This is a genomic window from Stutzerimonas stutzeri (assembly GCF_051028275.1).
Lineage (GTDB): Bacteria > Pseudomonadota > Gammaproteobacteria > Pseudomonadales > Pseudomonadaceae > Stutzerimonas > Stutzerimonas stutzeri_AS.
The window spans coordinates 1644794-1660780 of the sequence record NZ_CP069269.1; the positions used below are offsets into that span (position 1 = coordinate 1644794).

Annotated in this window: 14 protein-coding genes and 2 tRNA genes; 2 read left to right on the forward strand and 14 right to left on the reverse strand. The window is 58.0% G+C overall.

From position 1 onward, the window contains the following. Positions 1-11: 11 nt before the first annotated feature. From JQR87_RS07645 to JQR87_RS07710, 14 genes are all read right to left on the reverse strand, one after another. Positions 12-1130 (reverse strand): glycosyltransferase family 4 protein, encoded by a 1119-nt coding sequence (locus tag JQR87_RS07645; RefSeq protein ID WP_407291192.1) that lies wholly within the window; start codon positions 1128-1130, stop codon positions 12-14. Between the two features lie 34 nt (positions 1131-1164). Continuing rightward, positions 1165-2487, reverse strand: coding sequence for a hypothetical protein (locus JQR87_RS07650; protein WP_407291189.1), 1323 nt, complete (start codon positions 2485-2487; stop codon positions 1165-1167). After that, the gene (locus JQR87_RS07655; RefSeq protein ID WP_407291187.1) at positions 2484-3803 is read right to left on the reverse strand and encodes a hypothetical protein; all 1320 of its coding nucleotides are present in this window, start codon (positions 3801-3803) and stop codon (positions 2484-2486) included. Before JQR87_RS07655 ends, JQR87_RS07650 begins: the two co-directional genes overlap by 4 nt. Beyond that, on the reverse strand, positions 3748-5007 hold the full coding sequence (locus tag JQR87_RS07660; RefSeq protein ID WP_407291185.1) for a glycosyltransferase family 4 protein: 1260 nt from the start codon (positions 5005-5007) through the stop codon (positions 3748-3750). Before JQR87_RS07660 ends, JQR87_RS07655 begins: the two co-directional genes overlap by 56 nt. Positions 5008-5022: 15 nt before the next feature. Next, positions 5023-5553, reverse strand: a complete 531-nt coding sequence (rfaH, locus tag JQR87_RS07665; protein WP_407291182.1) for a transcription/translation regulatory transformer protein RfaH — start codon at positions 5551-5553, stop codon at positions 5023-5025. Between the two features lie 49 nt (positions 5554-5602). Then, complete coding sequence (locus JQR87_RS07670; RefSeq protein ID WP_407291180.1) at positions 5603-6346, reverse strand: WbqC family protein; 744 nt, start codon at positions 6344-6346, stop codon at positions 5603-5605. 19 nt (positions 6347-6365) lie between these two features. Beyond that, positions 6366-8576, reverse strand: a complete 2211-nt coding sequence (locus JQR87_RS07675) for a polysaccharide biosynthesis tyrosine autokinase (protein WP_407291178.1) — start codon at positions 8574-8576, stop codon at positions 6366-6368. Between the two features lie 62 nt (positions 8577-8638). Beyond that, on the reverse strand, positions 8639-9568 hold the full coding sequence (locus JQR87_RS07680; RefSeq protein WP_407291176.1) for a glycosyltransferase family 2 protein: 930 nt from the start codon (positions 9566-9568) through the stop codon (positions 8639-8641). 1 nt (position 9569) lies between these two features. Continuing rightward, positions 9570-11096: a lipopolysaccharide biosynthesis protein gene (locus JQR87_RS07685; protein ID WP_407291174.1), complete on the reverse strand. Its 1527-nt coding sequence runs from the start codon at positions 11094-11096 to the stop codon at positions 9570-9572. Positions 11097-11118: 22 nt separating this feature from the next. Continuing rightward, positions 11119-12300 (reverse strand): DegT/DnrJ/EryC1/StrS family aminotransferase, encoded by a 1182-nt coding sequence (locus tag JQR87_RS07690; RefSeq protein ID WP_407297784.1) that lies wholly within the window; start codon positions 12298-12300, stop codon positions 11119-11121. Between the two features lie 61 nt (positions 12301-12361). Then, positions 12362-13093, reverse strand: coding sequence for a hypothetical protein (locus JQR87_RS07695; RefSeq protein ID WP_407297782.1), 732 nt, complete (start codon positions 13091-13093; stop codon positions 12362-12364). Between the two features lie 711 nt (positions 13094-13804). Beyond that, a tRNA-Met gene (locus JQR87_RS07700) sits at positions 13805-13881 on the reverse strand. A 184-nt stretch (positions 13882-14065) separates the two neighbouring features. After that, positions 14066-14142, reverse strand: a tRNA-Met gene (locus JQR87_RS07705). A 37-nt stretch (positions 14143-14179) separates the two neighbouring features. After that, positions 14180-14398, reverse strand: a complete 219-nt coding sequence (locus tag JQR87_RS07710) for a hypothetical protein (RefSeq protein WP_407291173.1) — start codon at positions 14396-14398, stop codon at positions 14180-14182. Positions 14399-14560: 162 nt separating this feature from the next. Between JQR87_RS07710 and JQR87_RS07715 the strand changes: the two genes are divergently transcribed. Then, on the forward strand, positions 14561-14869 hold the full coding sequence (locus tag JQR87_RS07715; protein WP_407291171.1) for a hypothetical protein: 309 nt from the start codon (positions 14561-14563) through the stop codon (positions 14867-14869). Positions 14870-15006: 137 nt separating this feature from the next. Further along, positions 15007-15984 (forward strand): tRNA dihydrouridine synthase, encoded by a 978-nt coding sequence (locus tag JQR87_RS07720; protein ID WP_407291170.1) that lies wholly within the window; start codon positions 15007-15009, stop codon positions 15982-15984. Positions 15985-15987 lie beyond the last annotated feature (3 nt).

Genomic DNA, 15987 nt, shown 5'->3' on the forward strand with positions numbered 1-15987 from the left:
GCTGCTGGGCATTAATGCTTTGGCTGGCTGTATGGCAGCGGATTGATATCCGCGACATCGGAACTCGGCACTCCGGTGAACGCCTGGTCGATGAGTCTGGATACCTGATTAGCCGAGATGTTCCAGCAATACCGTGCGACGTTTTCCTTGCCTCGTTGGCGCAGATCCTGACGCAAGGCTTCGTCCTGCAGAATTCGCTGCATGCTCTGTGCGATTTCTTTGACTTTCAGGGGGTCGAAGTACAGTGCGCTATCACCGAGGACGTCTGGAATGGACGCAGCACGCGCGGCGATCACCGGGCATCCGCACGCCTGCGCTTCGAGCGGTGGGATACCGAACCCTTCATACAATGAGGGGAACACGAACGCAGCTGCTCCTTGGTAGGCTTCTACCAATTCCTCATCCGTTAGCCTCCCCAGCATACGGATGCGCCGACTGCCGGCCACATCGTGAAGGCTTCCCGAGAAGATCCGGTTCGAGTCGCCGATGATGCGCAGCTCAACGTCTTGCTGGCCTTCGATACTGAGAAATGCCGCTACCATCCGGGCGAAGTTCTTGTGAGCGGAGGGTGATGACACTGCAAGCAAATACGGCGTTGACTCGCGCGGGCATTGTTCTGCACAGAAGGGTTGAAACCGGGCGTCTACAGCGTTTGGAACGACACATATGCTGTCTGCCGGGTAACCGTAATGGGCAGCGATCTCCCTTCGGGAGAACTCGCTTACGGTGATCAGCGCCTTGGTACGTGCAAGCAATATCGGGGTCAGGGTTCGGTACATGGCTCTGAAGGTCCTGGAGTAGCTTTCCGGATGCCTGATGTAAGTGATGTCGTGATGGGTCGCGATCTGGTTGCCGTAAAACAGCGGTGCCGTGTTGCACAAGGAGACCAGCGGGGGAGAGCCGTTATGTGCCAACCACAGCGGGAGATCCAGCTGCTCCCACATATGGCCTCGGCGTCGGCCGATGCGGCGTACTTGCAACTGCTCGGCACTGTCGTGCAGGTGAATGTTCTCAGGCGCGACGAACACCAGGTCGTTGCGCAGGTCTTTGAGTCGCAGGCAGATCTGTTCAGCGAACCGCTGTACGCCCCGCATTTCCTGGGTCAGGAAGCGAGCATTGATCACGATCATCTTGAGTTCCCTCTTTTCAACGAGTCGAGACTGGCTACAACTGCTCGGTGTCAGCTGGAGCTGACTTGCCGAGCCTGACAACTTTCGGAAATCGGTCGAGTTCGATTTGGGTGGTGCAGGTTTTCGCGCTACTTGGACATCGCCATGCGCTGCCGGTAGTCCAGCCTTTGTCTGGCTGGGCGGTATCCAACAGGTTCAGCTTGCCCGCTGTGTTACTCGTCGAGCTGATGGTGACGGGGCGCGTGTCGTCCGTACTCCAGGCCACCAGAAGCTGTTCTTCGGCACTGCCGAACCGCAGCAGAACGCTCGACTCCTCAGCGGTCTCGACCCGGTCCAGGTACTGGAAATCCTTGATGATCGGGCTGATCGCTGCTAGCACGCGATAGGCAGGCTTTAACGAGTAGTTCTGCCGGAGCAGCCCGAAATTATGCTCCCGCTCATGCTTATCGGTGCCATCGTTACGGAAGTCATACCACCAATATCCGCGTACATTGGCGAGCGTCCGAGCGAGGAAGAAACTGCGCGCGAGATAGGCCGCCTGCAGATTCTCATCAATGCCGCAGGCGCCCTGGTGGGCTGGCCAGGCCATCTCCGTCAGATACAACGGCACCGGCTGGTTCGCAGCGCGGGACAGTTCCAGATCGACCTCGGCGAGCCATTCGATCCATGCCTCAGGCGTGTTTTCTTCACGGCCACGGCAGTGGACGTAGGGGTGTAACGAGAGGCCATCTATCGACTGCATGATGCCGGCTTCTACCAGGCGCACCGCGAAACCGGATTCGATACCCTTGGTTGTCACCGCGCCAGCAAGTACCTTCGCCTCAGGATCATGCTGACGGATGATCCCGGCCGCATCGGTGATCAGTCGAGCATAGTCCTGAGAGAACTCCGGGTCGGTCGGATTCTCTACGTCCCATTCGTTCCATATTTCGTAGTGCTTGATGCGGCCGCGGAACTGCTGAGCCGTGAAGGCCACGTAGCGATTGAACGCCGCACGCACCGGCTCGCTGCGAGGTTTCTCCCCATCGCCATGAAACAGGTTGCCGTAGCCGAGGATGAACAGGTTATCGATCCCCTGTGCTTCGTTGCCGGCCAGGTAGGCGGGCCAGTGTCGTTCTACCTTGAGCTGATCGCGCTTGCGCTCAAGGAAAGCCCAATGTGCGTCGGTCCTGACCGACTCGATACCAGCCTGGCGCAGCAACTGCAGGCCCTTGCTGGAACTGTCGGGCAGATGCAGATCATGTGAGCAGACGCCCAGAACAAAGGGTTCCTCGGCTGGCTGTGCAGGCACCTCCAGCGCCAGAGCGGAGATAACGGCAGTAAGCGCAATACAGCGACAACGAAATCGAATCCTCATGTCCGTTCGTCCTTGATGTTTCGTTTATCGGCCTCAAGGCCGCGGTGTGGGTGTGATGTGACAGAAGGGCTGTTTCGCTCGCGTGGCGTCAGGACGTGCGCAATGGCGATGCCTAGAAAAAGGGTAGCCGTGGTGACTTCAAGAACGTCAGTTGCCCAGCCGACCAGGATGATGCAGAAGACGATGCCCAGCAGCGCGTCGCGTATGCGCGGACCGCGGTCGTGCAAACGCAACAGCAGCGGAAACAGCAGCAGATAGAGGATCACGCCCAGTACGCCCAGCATCCCCCAGAGGTACAGCGCGGTGTTATCGGCGATGCTCAGCAACTCCAGCCATGCCAGCGGAAACACTGCCACGCTGCTGCCTACCGCACCGAAACCAGCACCCCACCAACCCCAGCCTTCATTGACGATCACCTCAATGAAGTTTGGCCAGCTATGGATCAATCGGTCATTGAATGACGCCAACATGCTGGTGCTGTACGCCTCGCTTTGAGGGATGTTCAGCAGCAGACTGGCAGCCGGCAGCGCCAATCCGGTCAGCACCGCGATGAAGAACGCCGTGGCGCTAGGGAGGCGGTAGCCTGCAAGAAAAAGCATCGCGAGCGTCAGCAGGTAGGCGGCCGCGGTGGACTTGTTGGTGGTCAGGAAAATCGCAACGAAGGCCACCGGGTACAGCATCAAGCGAAGCAGCCGCGACTGCAGAAAAGCAGCGAGAAACAGGCTGTACAGCGCAATCATCACGGCAAGGTTCGTTGACATCCGGGCAAATCCAGCAAGCCGGTCGGTACTGCCGAAGGCCCAGGATTTGTTAGCGGTCACCTCGACTTCCCCCATCATGTAGCTGTAGCCCTTCCACGGAACGGTGGTGAACATGTCCAGGGCAATGCCGATGAACGAGGCCACCAGGCACAACCCGATCACCCAGCTGAGCAGGCGGGTTCGCTGTTCCAGATAGCTGCCGCAGAACAATCCGAACAACAGCGGGATGTAGATGAAGAGGCTGAACCCGACATTGCCCAGCGTTGCGCCGTGGAGCAGCCCCCATAAGCTCGACACGAACACGGCAAACAGCACCAGCCATACGCCCGGTTTGTTTCGCGCCCTTGGCATTTCCAGTCCCACCGCAGCAACACAGGCCAGCTTTGGCAAATAAAGCAGGGCAGACACGCCGGCCATATCCAGGTAATAGCGAAGGGCACCGGCAAAGGTTTCGCTGACCAGCAATGAGCCTGCAATCAGCGCCAGCACTGTGGCTTTATCAATCGCCAGCGGGCTCGATCTGCGGTACGAGATGGTTAATGAGCTCGGATTCATCGCGGGCACTCCGGCCATGCAGCGTGGAATACAGGATCGACAGATATTGATCGAGCATCCCTTCCGTGTTTAAGAAGGCGGCAACGCTGTTACGTGCTTGTTCGGACAGACGCTGGCGTAGCCTGCTGTCCAGATAGAGTTTGAGAATCGCCCTGCCGAGAGAGTCCGGGTCGGCTGGCGAACACAGCAGCCCGTTCAGGTTGTCCTGAATGATTTCGGGCAGCCCACCCATCTTCGTTGCGATGATGGGAAGACGCTGAGCGCAGGCCTCGACGGCGACCAGCCCGAAAGGCTCGGCCCAGATCGAAGGAATCACCAGCACGTCAATTTCGCGCATGAAGCGTTCGGAAGGCAGGTAACCGGCAAATTTGACCTTGGATGGGTCGGCCAACGCTTTGATCGTCTTTTCGTAATCCAGCTTGCCACGCCCAGCGATGGTCAGTGTGGCGTCGATCGAGAGCGCCTGGAACTGTTGCACCAGCCAGCTCACCCCCTTGTTCTCGGACAATGTGCCGATGTAGCCGAAGCGTAGGAGGCCGCTATGGTGCGCACGTGAAATGGCCGACGGGCTGGGGTCCGAGTCGATGCAGTTATGAACGACGTACCGGCTGGCCTGGCTGAAGTAACCCTCAGCTGTTAGCCGCTCCAGGACGAAACGGCTTACGCCGACTACCGCCGCGACCTGGGCCGACGCCGCTGCGTGAGGCTGGCGTAAGACCGAGCACATGCCGCACTGGTGTTCGCAGCAGCGGCCCTTGTTGAACATGGTGTCTTTGGGGCAGAGCAGATACAGGTCGTGCAGCACCTGAACAATGGGCAATCCGTTTGCGCTGATTTCATCCCACGCCGATATCGACCAGCCTGTCAGGTTGTTGCAGAGCACCAGGTCCGGTCGCTCGAGTTCGATGACCTTTCGTACGTGGCGCCGCATGTTGCGGTTGTAGCGGTCCCGATAATGCCAACCGAACCGCAACAGCCGATTGGGGCGGGCCTGGGTGAAATGCCAGTAAAAGTTGTCCAGCCCGGCGCGGTAGACCCGTACGCCAGCTTGCACCTGTTCGTGAAGCCCGCGCTCCGGGCCGGTCGCCAGAACCACAACCTCGCAACCGCGGCGCTGCAGCCCTTCGGCTAACTGACGAACCACGATTTCTGCGCCCCCGCCAATATGCGGCGCATACAAACTGTGCAGAAGAAGAATCTTCATGCTTTGCCCTCGCGGTTACTCGGTCTGACAGGCCAACGGAAGTGCCTGACGTGACTGGCTGCTGCTGAGATAGCGCGTCGGTACGCGAATCTTCTGCTCTCGCTGCAGCAGGCTTAGCAGAATCACCGAGCGCTTCTCACCGTCGGCGCTGACAAAAATCGCGTCGAGGTCGCTGAAGCTACCGCCACGCAATTGCACCCGTTCGCCCGGTTCGAATAGCGGTTTGGAAGAAGGGTTTGCCAAACGTTGGCGCAGCTGCTCGATGATTTCGTCCCTGACCGGCGTCGGCTCGCTGCCGAAGGCCACTACCCGGGCAACGCCGCGGGTGGATCGGATGGGGTACCAGTTATCCAATTGCTGATCGAGACGGATGAACAGATATCCCGGAAACAGCGGTTCGTTGGGCTTATCGCTGCCGGCGGGACAGGGTTGTGTCGGTCGATAGCATTCGTAGTGCTGACGCCGAAGGTGCTCTTCAGCGCGGCTGTCCTGGCGAGGCTTGGTCTGAATCAGATACCAACGGGGGGTGCTGTTGGGCGATGTCATGTGCGTTGCCTTCCATAGAAGTATGTTGCTGGGTCCGTTCTTGCTTGACTCATGCACGTTCTAACGTAGCCGGCTCGTCTACTCCCTCGATCAGCGAGAAGCGTTTGAGCAGCGCCTGCGCCTCGCTCCGGCTGTTGAACATCAAAACGTCGATGATCGAGAGCGAGGGGACAAAGGGGTGGTTGAGCTGTGGGTAGCTAAGGTCATCCATGCGCAGGAAACGCAGCGTCAACCCATGGGCTCTGAAAAACGCGGGGCTATAGAGCGCCATTCCGCCAATCGGGTTGATGTACAACTCCGCATTCATCTTCTCGGCAATCGAGAGGATGCGTTCCTGCTTGTCCATCCGCGCCGGCAAGCCCAACTCCGAGCCGATGCGGATGGGCGTTGCGATCTGCAGATAAGCGCAGATCCGACGTATGGAGTTTTCAATGAAACGCGCCAGGTTGCGTTCCGGATGCGCAAGAATCTGACGCACCAGATCCATCACCTCGATGTAATGAGGCGCACGTGCGTAGGCGTGCTCCAAGGTCTTGAGCAGCCTCTGGACTTCTTGAGGAAACTCGTCGCACAGCCAGCGCTGATTGATGGCGGTGAACTGGCTGGCCTTGCGCAACGGAAAAGTGATGAGTTTCGGCTGCCCGTTAGTCAGCACCCGGTTGCGGTTGATCCATGAGCCCTTGACGTATTGCAGGTCGTCGCCCAGCACGAACACATCGCTGCGTGCGATCAGCTGGAAGTAACCGAGATAGGGAAATAGGTAGGGCTGCATCATCGATACGGTTCTGAGCACGGCTTATCCCTCGCGAGTGTCAGGCTTTTTGAGAGTAACTGTAGTAACCGTAGGCACCGGTTTCGTAGGCGGAGCTGGAGGCCCTGCGTTTGACGCCATTGAGAATGGCACCCTTGAGCAGTACGCCGTTCTGAGCCAAGCGCCGTTTGGAGGCTTCAACTTGGCCGGCGGTGCTCATCCCGTAACGCGCAACCAACAGGCAGGTGCCGGCCTGTTGCGCGACCAGAACGGCATCCGTGACCGCCAGTACCGGTGGTGTATCGATGATGACGAAGTCGTAATCTCGCTCGGCGTCCTTGAGCAACCGGGCGAAGTTTTCGTGCATCAGCAGTTCGGAAGGGTTGGGCGCCGAGTGGCCCCTGGCGACAAAGTGCAAGTTGGGGTGGTCGGTCTTGTTGACCAGGGCAGCCAGCGGCAGGCCACTGGCCAGTGCGTCGGACAGTCCGTTGCGTGGTGCCATGCCGAACATGCCGGCCAGGTAGCCGCGGCGCATGTCGGCGTCGATCAGCAGCACGCGCTGACCCGCCTGGGCGATGACCGAAGCCAGGTTGCTCGCGACGAAAGATTTACCCACCGAGGGCGTCGGGCTGGTGATCACCAACACCTGATTGCGCGCCTCGAGCATTGCAAACTTCAAGCTGGTGCGCAGGCTGCGGAGCGACTCGACCGCAAGGTCGGCTGGATCTGCACGGCCTAGCAGCTTGCTTCTGCCATCGCGAACCTTACGCAAGCGGTACAGGTGTTCCTGTTTTGGCGAAAACGGCAGGGCGGCATATACCGGCGTACCCAGGCGTTCGATAGTTTCAGGGCTTTCGATACCCCGGTAGAACACCTGCCGCAACAGGATCACCAATGCAGATACCAGCAGGCCTACAAAGATCGCGACCAGCACAACGAGTGGCTTGACTGGCTTTGACGGCTTTTCAACCACAGCATAGGCGCTGTCGATGATGCGTACGTTGCCGATGGTGCCGGCGCGCAAGATGTCCTGCTCTTGCGCCTTGTCGAGCAGCAGGGTGTAGGTGCGGGTCGTGACCTGCATGTCTCGATTCAGACGCAGAAGCTCCTGCTGGGTCATCGGCAGGGTATTGATCTTTGCCATCAGCCCTTCCTTCTGCTTTTGCAGCTGGCTGATCTTGGTCATCAGCGTCTTGTAGGTCGGGTGTTCCGGGGTATAGAGCTGGTTGTATTCGGTGCGCTTGAGGTTGTGCTCGGACATCTGCGATTCCAGCGCAACGATCTGGTCCAGCACGCCTTTGGTCTCGATGCTGATATCCACTGACTGTGCGTTGGTCTGGTAGTCGTTGAGGGCTGCTTCGGCTTTCTCCAGCTCCTTGCGCACCAGCGGCACCTGTGACCGCAGGAATTCCAGACGCTGGGCAGCCTCTGCGGAGCTGCGTTCGATATTCTGTCGCACATACAACCGACTGATCTGGTCGAGCACCTGGTTTGCCTTCTCAGGGTCAGGGTCTTCCAGTGTGAGATAGATGATTCCCGAGTCCTTGCCGGCTTCTCCCACTTTCAGGCGTCTCTGGTAGTCAAGCGCGGTGGTCTGCGGACGACTGCGTACGAGGGCGAACTCCGTGCCGGGCCGGGCCTTGAGGGTGGCGATCTGTACGCGAAAACCGTCACGCACCACCGCTTGGTTGGTTCTGCCGCTCAGCAGCAGTTGCTCGTCGGAGTCATACAGGCTGAAGGCGCCCGTCAGGCCTGCACGCAGGATCAGCTTTTCGCCGAGGTAGGCTTCTGGCACGTCCAGCTGGAACACATCCAGCTTCTCGCCGCCCCAGGCGTAGCTATCCATTCCGAGCAGGGGCACTGCGAATTCGCCGTCTTTCACCGGGTCGTGCTGGCGCGCGAGATAACTGCCTATCAGCGGGAAATATTTTGGCCGTGTGTCGATATATAGCTTGAGGTCTTTGACCGCACTGCCCAGTACCGAGCGGGATTTGATCAGCTCGATTTCCGTAATCGCCTGGGATACCGAGTTCGGCCTGGGTACGGCTTCAGGGACGCCGGTAATGCCTGCCTTTTTCGGCTCGATCTGGATCATTGCCGTGGCTTGATAGATGGGTGTAGCGACGATGGCGTAGCCGACGCCGAGTAGGGCGAAGAGGGCGGTTATGGACAGGATCAAGCGCTTATGATCGAACGCCACGCGCAGGATGCGCGCCAGATCGATCCGGTTATCTGCTTCGTATTCCAGCGTCGAGCGAGCCATGGCGGTCATTTCGGGTTCCTTCCTTCAGTGTTGCGCCACATCGGTAAAACAGCAGCGGTGACAACCGGGTGTCAGACACCTGGGGTCAGCCTGCGTAGGAGATTGATGCTGATGTTCTGGAAAACCTGGCCAAGCGCCTGGATCTTGCTGAGCGGAGAGATCGACGCGAGCGCCTGCGCGAACACCTGGATCATGAAATACTCATACAGCGCCTGGTCGCCAATGCGCTGGTAATAGCGAGCGAGGCTGTAATAGGCGTGCATCGCCATCTGGATGCGCTGTTTGCTGGTGCGCATGGAGAAGATCCCGCCTTCATGCACTCGATAGGCAGCAGGCTTGATCTCTTCGATGAACTTGCCTTTGCCGTATGCGCCGAGTAACGACCACCAGCAGATATCCAGCACCTCCACTCCGTGCAGCTCGGGAGGCAATTCATGCACCCGGTTGCGAAAGCAGACGGTCAGCGTGGAGACAGGGCGTGCCTGTTTGAGCTGTAACGCAGTTGCATCCTTTCGATACTTTCCGGTCAGGTGCGGGCTGCGGACGATGCCCTGGCTGTTGAACATGAATGCATCGTGGTACGTCATCACGTAGTCGGGATGTTTTTCGAGGAAGTCGACCTGTATCTGCAGCTTGCGCGGGTCCGTCCAGTAATCATCACCTTCGCAATAGGCGATATACCTACCGCGGGCCTGGGCGAACAGGCGAGTGCTGAACGGCACTCCAAGCCGGTATTGGTTCTCGCGCTGGTAGATCGGTTTGATCAGGTTCGGGTAGCGCGCGGCATACGCTCGGATGATGTCGGCTGTGCTGTCTGTCGAGGCGTCATCGTGAACGATTACCTCGAACGGAAAGGTGGTTTCCTGCCGGACGAATCCGTCCAGCGTTTCTCTTATAAAAGCGGCATGGTTGTAGGCCAGGCAGATGATGCTCAGCACGGGGGATCGCTCGTTGCCCCAGGTTGCCATGAGGTCCTGTTCGGTTCTTGGTTGGATATCCATTTCAAACGCTCGACTTGGTCATCATTACGTAAAGCCGCATTACCACCGGCCTGGAGGTCAAGGTCACCAGTGTCAGGCAGATCATCCCGCTGACCGCCAGCCCCAGAAGAATGTTGAATCGGTTGTCGCTGGCGATCGCGGCGAACAGCGGTTCGCCGATCAGCAGGCCCAGGCCCGTCATCGCGGTAATGCGCAACAGATCTTTCAGCCATGGCCGGTGCACGTCGGCGGCGAAGCGCTTGTGCACCATTGAGGGCCAGATCAGAAAGGTCAGCATGCGCAACCCGAACCAGGCGAATGCCGCCCCGTACACGCCATGTTCAAGCGTTGCGTAAATCACCAAGGGAATACTCAGCGCTGCGCTGATCAGGCTGAACCAGACGTGAAGGCGAAGCTGGCCATAGGCGTACTGCAGATAGAACTGGAAGGCGGTGACCGCCATGATGGCGCTGCCGATCACATACCAGGGCAACACCCGCCGGCTCCATTGCGCCGCCTCTGTATCGCCGGTCCAGGCGAAAACCAGATCGGCGGAGTGGAACGCGATAACGCCAGCCAAGGGAAACAGCAGGCTGCAGACGAATCGGGTCGCATTCAGGTAAAGCGAGTGCATGTCCGCGATCCGCTCTTCGGCGACAAGCATGGTCATGCGGGGCAGCAGGGTCTGCACCAGCGGATTGGTCAGCGTCATGATTCCCGTCGACATGAGCGCGACCAGCGAAAAGTAACCGTATTCCTTGAGCGGCAGGACATTGGAGAGCAGCACCTTGTCCAGCTGCGTCAGGACGATCCACAGCATGGAGGTGAGCGACATTCCGGCCGCGAACGGCAATACCGGCTTGACCACTTCCCAGTTGAAGCCGGTAAGCAGCTTCGGGGTGGGTATCATCAAGTAAGCCTTGACGGCGAAGATAAGGGTTTCAAGCACGGCAACGGCCGTCTGGAAGAGAAAGAAATCCAACGGGTTCTGACTGATGTTCGCAACCAGGAACAATCCACCGAAATAACGGAGTGTGGCGATGAGGATGTTGGCGTTGTTCAACCAGGCGTGCATCTCCAGCCCTTGCAGCGCACTTTTGTACAGCGTGGCGTAGAGCTTCAGACCGATCATCAGGCCCATCAGGCTGATGCAATGGATGATCGTGGCGGTACTCAGCTCCTCTGCCTGCAGCCACTGGTCAGCGATCCATCCACTGGCCTGATGAATAGCACTTACGGTAAGCAGTGCGATTGCTAGGAAAATCATTTCGAACGAGCGCATCAAGTGGCCAGGTTCGTAGCACTGCACAACGGCCCCAGCACGACCACGAAAGTGTGCAATCCGATGAACCAGCGAAGGCGACAGGCCTGCGTCCAGCAACTGCAGCCAGGCCTGCAGAACCGCAAAGAAGCCGATCAGACCATAGGCTTCTGCCCCGAGGTGCCCCAGGTAAAACGGCAAAATGAGGATGCCAACGAGCATGGCGTACGCCTGCCCCGCGTAACTGAGGCCGGTGTTGCGAAGCATTGAAAGATTTGGAGTGGACATGTGATCAGACCGCCACAGTGAATCAGTACAAGGGCTTGCACAGCGGTTCGCGCAGGTTCAGGCGGCTTTCGAGCAAGCGGCCAGCATCGACCTGTGGCCAGAAGCGTTCGGTCAGCGTTTGGCTGCTATGCAAGGCCTCACTTACCAGCGTCTGAATGACAGTGTTCTGCACATGTCGGGGAAGTCCGGGGTAGATCGGGAGGCAAAGCACTCGGCGGCTCAAGCTGCGCGACTCGCTTTGTATAGGTTGCGGCTGCAGATAATTCAGCGTGTCCAGCGAGGGGTAGAAGTAGCGCCTGGGATTGATGCCCTGGTCATTGAGTGCCGAGCGGCAACGCAGCAGCTGGTCTTCGTCTGCCAATGCAACTGGGAAGTAGCTATGGTTGCGTTGTGAATGCGGCTGCTGGCGCTGCAGGTCGAAGTAATCCCCCAGTTGCTGTTCGTAACGGTGGGCGATCTCCTCGCGCTGTTCCAGAATCAGCGCAATGTCATCAAGGATGCACAGGCCCATCGCCGCCGCAAATTCGTTGAGCTTGGCGTTGATACCGATGCCGTCGATGATGTCGGTATCAGCGATGCCGAAGTTGCAGAGCAGTCGGATCCTGGCCGCCAGCGCATCGTCGTTGGTGATGATGGCCCCGCCTTCAATGGTGTGGAAAAGCTTGGTGGCGTGAAAGCTCAGCGTGCTGATATCGCCCCAGTCGAACACCGAGCGATCCCTGAAGCGGACACCAAACGCATGGGCGCCGTCGTAGATCACTTTCAGACGGTGCCGTTGCGCAACCCGCGTGATCTGTTCGACGTCGCATGCGTTGCCAAATACGTGGGTGGCGACAATCGCCTGCGTATCGGCCTCTAGTGCCCCTTCGATAGTCTGAACGTCCAGGTTCCAGCTGGCTGAGTTGATATCCGCAAAAATCGGGCGGATGCCTTCCCACTGCAGCGTACTGGTCGTGGCTACAAAGCTGAACGGAGTGGTGACGGCACTCCCCGACAGGTTCAGCGCTCGGTAAGCGACCTGCAGCGCCACGGTTCCGTTGTTGGTAAGGATGATGTTCCTCACGCCCAGATAGTCGCGCAGCCGCTCCTCTAGTTCGGTAACCAGCGGTCCGTGATTGGTTAGCCAACGGGATGCGTAGATGCTGTCGACGTAGCCCAGAAACTTAGCTTTGTCGCCAAGATACGATTGGGTGACATTGATCATCTCGATGTCCTTATCGGTTGTCACAGCGAATCGGGTGCCAGGGGGGGGGGTGGTTGTGCGGTCAGGCTGTTGGCTGCGTGCCTAGATTCGTAGCTCGGCGAGCGCGGCGCTGGTTCAGCTTCAGGATCATGCGCGTAGCGAAACTGCCGGCATGCGGGTCTCCATAGTGAAATATGGCGGTTGCGCGGCGACTGACAGGATCGCAGGGCTCGTTTGCGTGAAGCGTGCGGTAGCCCCAGAACAGGTAGAGATTGCCCGGTACCAATTGAAGCTTTTCAGGCCGCAGAAGGTTTCGGCGAACAGCTGCGCTGATCAGTTTCCGGCTCAAGGGGTTTTGCAGAAGCGCTTTTTCCACCACGTTGAACAGAACGTTGGAACGGATGCGGCGGAGATTGGGGAATAGAATCAGATCGCCCCTGTCGAGGCCCGCCTGAGGGATCTCGATAGGCAGCAATGCTGTGACCAGGCTGGCGTCGTAGTGAAAACAGTTGGACTCGCGCAGACCCGAAGTTCCCTGTACGCAACGAAGCACCTTGAGAATCTCATTGCTATAAGCGCCTTTTCCTGCGCCTGCTCTGTAGACACTTTCGAGCATATTTCTGAAATCTGGTGAAGCGCCGAGAGCCCCCAGTAATGTACTTTCTAGCTCGCTCCCGCCGTGATGTGCAAAGTATCTGCCTTTGTGCTTGTCAGCCTCCGCGGCAACGGCTTGCTGTAGCGACAGCAATTGCTCGTCAGTGAGAAAGTTGGCAATGCAACAGCTTCCTTTGTTGCTGATTTCGCTCGCAATCAACTGAAAGGCTGGCGTTTCCAATTGGCAAAATGATTTATTCACGATGCACTCCGTTTGGATAATACAATCGAGCGGTAATAATATGGGGACGCTTATTAAATTGGCTTTTATCAAGCCGCTTTTCATAAAGAGTTGGATGGCGCAATGCAACTGCTTTTGGCAGTTGCAGCTTCCCTTGTATCTGCGGGCTGTGTTTTGCCTCGCTGAGCGGCAATACGTTAGGGGCTAGCCGTTAGGCAATGGCTACCGCACTCGGCTGACATTCGAGATACGCTTTATAGGTTGTTGTCGTGCGGCAGCCCATAAGCTGCAAAATGGAATATGCATTCTTGTGCGTTGAGCGAATACGGTTCTAAATCTTCGCCCGCAATAATTTGTAACTGCTATGTGTGACGTAGTTAACAATCGGAACCTGACGGTCGTCAAGATCCCTAACAAAATAATTCTGTGCGCTGAAGATTGTTTTTATGCAATGCGTTGATAGCAAAGGAAATTCAGCTATCGGCCTTCGTGCTTGCAAGGAGACGGCTTAATAGCGATCCATCAACCTAACTAATCCGTTCGATTGGTATTTGAAGTAGAAAACCAAGTTTCGTTATAAAAACTTATTAATTTGAAGCTCATAGAGATGAGCGCTATATGCGGAGCAAAAAGCTAGGAGCGCGGCGGGGAATAAAAAAAAAGGCCACTCTTAAGAGTGGCCTTTCTAAGTGGTTGCGGGAGCCGGATTTGAACCGACGACCTTCGGGTTATGAGCCCGACGAGCTACCAGACTGCTCCATCCCGCGTCTGTGAGGCGGCATTCTACAGTGTGAAGGGTCAGTGTCAACCGCCCCTCGTCGATAAAGCGTTTTTTTTCAGATATTTAGCGAGGCTGCATGCGGCTCACGGGTGCGCATGGACATTCCGTTTCGAGCTTACGCGTCGGCGCAAACGAAAAAAGGCCACTCTGTTGAGTGGCCTTTTTGTAGTTGGTTGCGGGAGCCGGATTTGAACCGACGACCTTCGGGTTATGAGCCCGACGAGCTACCAGACTGCTCCATCCCGCGTCTGTGGGCCGGCATTCTACAGCTTTGATTCGTCCTGTCACGGATTAATTGCACACCGATCTAAATTCTTACAGGCGGTGAGCGAAACACGAGCCATACGGGGTACCGCAGCGGGTGGCAACTGGCGATGCGACTGAACAGCCGCATCGGATTTATGATGATGGCGAGCGATTCGCAGCATGCCCCACAGCATTGCCAGGGCGGCTGTGCTCCAGCCGATCACCATCAATAGAATAACCAGTGCTGGCGTGATCATCGTTGGATTCCTTTCTAATCGATTCAACTGCTCTCCTGGCAATGGACTCCAGCAGGGCGGCAACGGTTCCGCTTGCCATCTGTCGGGCCCGCAGTTTCATGGCGCACGGCGAGGCCTTCCAGCTGCCCAAACACTCAAGCGACACTATTGGAGGAGAGGACCATGCAGAGCTATCTACTTCACGCGGCACTGGCCATGATTGTTGCCACCGCGTCACTGCAAGTCTCTGCCGGGCCGACGTCTGGCACCGTTCAGTTGGTGCAGAATTCGGCCGCGGTCGACCGAACGCTGGGCAACGGGTCCATGGGCACCGGAGAAGGAATAGATCGACTACCTGAGCAGCTCGACAAGGGTTACGACGTACGGGACCAGCGGGTGGATCCGGACTACGAGCAAGGCAGTCACGGCGACACGGACACCGATATGGAGCATCGTCCACGCAAGACCCTGGGCGATGAGGATCAGGATTGATCAAACCTGCCGGACTGCGTCTCAAATTAAGCGGATAGGGAGCGGATAAGTGGCCAGCCAGCCAGACGGCAGGGGACGACATTCCTAAACCAGGCTCCGGCCCGTAGAATGCTGCGCTTTTCCGTTTGGATCCCGTGATGCAGATTGCCTTGGCGCCCATGGAAGGTTTGGTCGATGAGATTCTTCGCGACGTACTGACCGGCGTTGGCGGTGTCGACTGGTGCGTGACCGAGTTCATCCGCGTATCGGATCGTCTGTTGCCAGCATCCAGCTTCCTCAAACTGGCTCCGGAACTTAATTCCGGTGCTGCCACTTGCGCAGGGACACCGTTGCGCGTGCAGTTGTTGGGCTCCGACCCGCTCTGTCTGGCTGACAACGCCGCCTTAGCGTGTAGCCTCGGCGCCCCGGCAATCGACCTCAACTTCGGCTGCCCGGCCAAGACGGTCAACAAATCCCGTGGTGGAGCCGTTTTGCTCAAGGAGCCCGATCTGCTCCACTCGATTCTGTGCGAAGTACGCAGGGCGGTTCCCGCCCAGATTCCAGTTACCGCGAAAATGCGTTTGGGTTTTGACCACAAGGACGGTGCCCTCGATTGCGCCCGTGCGCTGGCTGAAGGCGGTGCGGCGCAACTGGTAGTACATGCCCGAACGAAGGTCGAAGGGTACAAGCCGCCTGCGCATTGGGAGTGGGTGGCCAAGGTAAGGGACGTGGTAGATGTACCGGTGTTCGCCAATGGCGACATCTGGACTGTGGAGGACTGGCGCCGTTGCCGTGAAGTCAGTGGTGTCGAGGACATCATGCTGGGACGTGGGCTGGTCTGTCAGCCGGACCTGGCCAGACAGATCGCAGCTGCCGCAGCAGGCGATCCGGTCGACCCAATGAGTTGGGAAGACCTCCAGCCGCTACTCACCAGCTTTTGGGGTCAGGCACGACGCAAGATATCGCCACGCTACGCGCCCGGCCGCCTCAAACAATGGCTGTCCATGCTTACTCGCAGCTACCCGCAAGCCGTCACGCTATTCGCTCAACTGCGGCGCGAGAACGACTGCGAGCGGCTCGACGCATTGTTGGGTGCTGACGGGCGGTCGCTGGGTTTCGAAGCGGCTGCTTGCTGATCC

Excerpts from the sequence above, each read along its gene's own strand:
- JQR87_RS07645 (WP_407291192.1), bottom strand. The coding sequence starts at position 1,130 with ATGATCGTGATCAATGCTCGCTTCCTGACCCAGGAAATGCGGGGCGTA.
- JQR87_RS07650 (WP_407291189.1), bottom strand. The coding sequence starts at position 2,487 with ATGAGGATTCGATTTCGTTGTCGCTGTATTGCGCTTACTGCCGTTATC.
- JQR87_RS07655 (WP_407291187.1), bottom strand. The coding sequence starts at position 3,803 with ATGAATCCGAGCTCATTAACCATCTCGTACCGCAGATCGAGCCCGCTG.
- JQR87_RS07660 (WP_407291185.1), bottom strand. The coding sequence starts at position 5,007 with ATGAAGATTCTTCTTCTGCACAGTTTGTATGCGCCGCATATTGGCGGG.
- rfaH (WP_407291182.1), bottom strand. The coding sequence starts at position 5,553 with ATGACATCGCCCAACAGCACCCCCCGTTGGTATCTGATTCAGACCAAG.
- JQR87_RS07675 (WP_407291178.1), bottom strand. The coding sequence starts at position 8,576 with ATGACCGCCATGGCTCGCTCGACGCTGGAATACGAAGCAGATAACCGG.
- JQR87_RS07680 (WP_407291176.1), bottom strand. The coding sequence starts at position 9,568 with ATGGATATCCAACCAAGAACCGAACAGGACCTCATGGCAACCTGGGGC.
- JQR87_RS07685 (WP_407291174.1), bottom strand. The coding sequence starts at position 11,096 with ATGTCCACTCCAAATCTTTCAATGCTTCGCAACACCGGCCTCAGTTAC.
- JQR87_RS07690 (WP_407297784.1), bottom strand. The coding sequence starts at position 12,300 with ATGATCAATGTCACCCAATCGTATCTTGGCGACAAAGCTAAGTTTCTG.
- JQR87_RS07710 (WP_407291173.1), bottom strand. The coding sequence starts at position 14,398 with ATGATCACGCCAGCACTGGTTATTCTATTGATGGTGATCGGCTGGAGC.
- JQR87_RS07715 (WP_407291171.1), top strand. The coding sequence starts at position 14,561 with ATGCAGAGCTATCTACTTCACGCGGCACTGGCCATGATTGTTGCCACC.
- JQR87_RS07720 (WP_407291170.1), top strand. The coding sequence starts at position 15,007 with ATGCAGATTGCCTTGGCGCCCATGGAAGGTTTGGTCGATGAGATTCTT.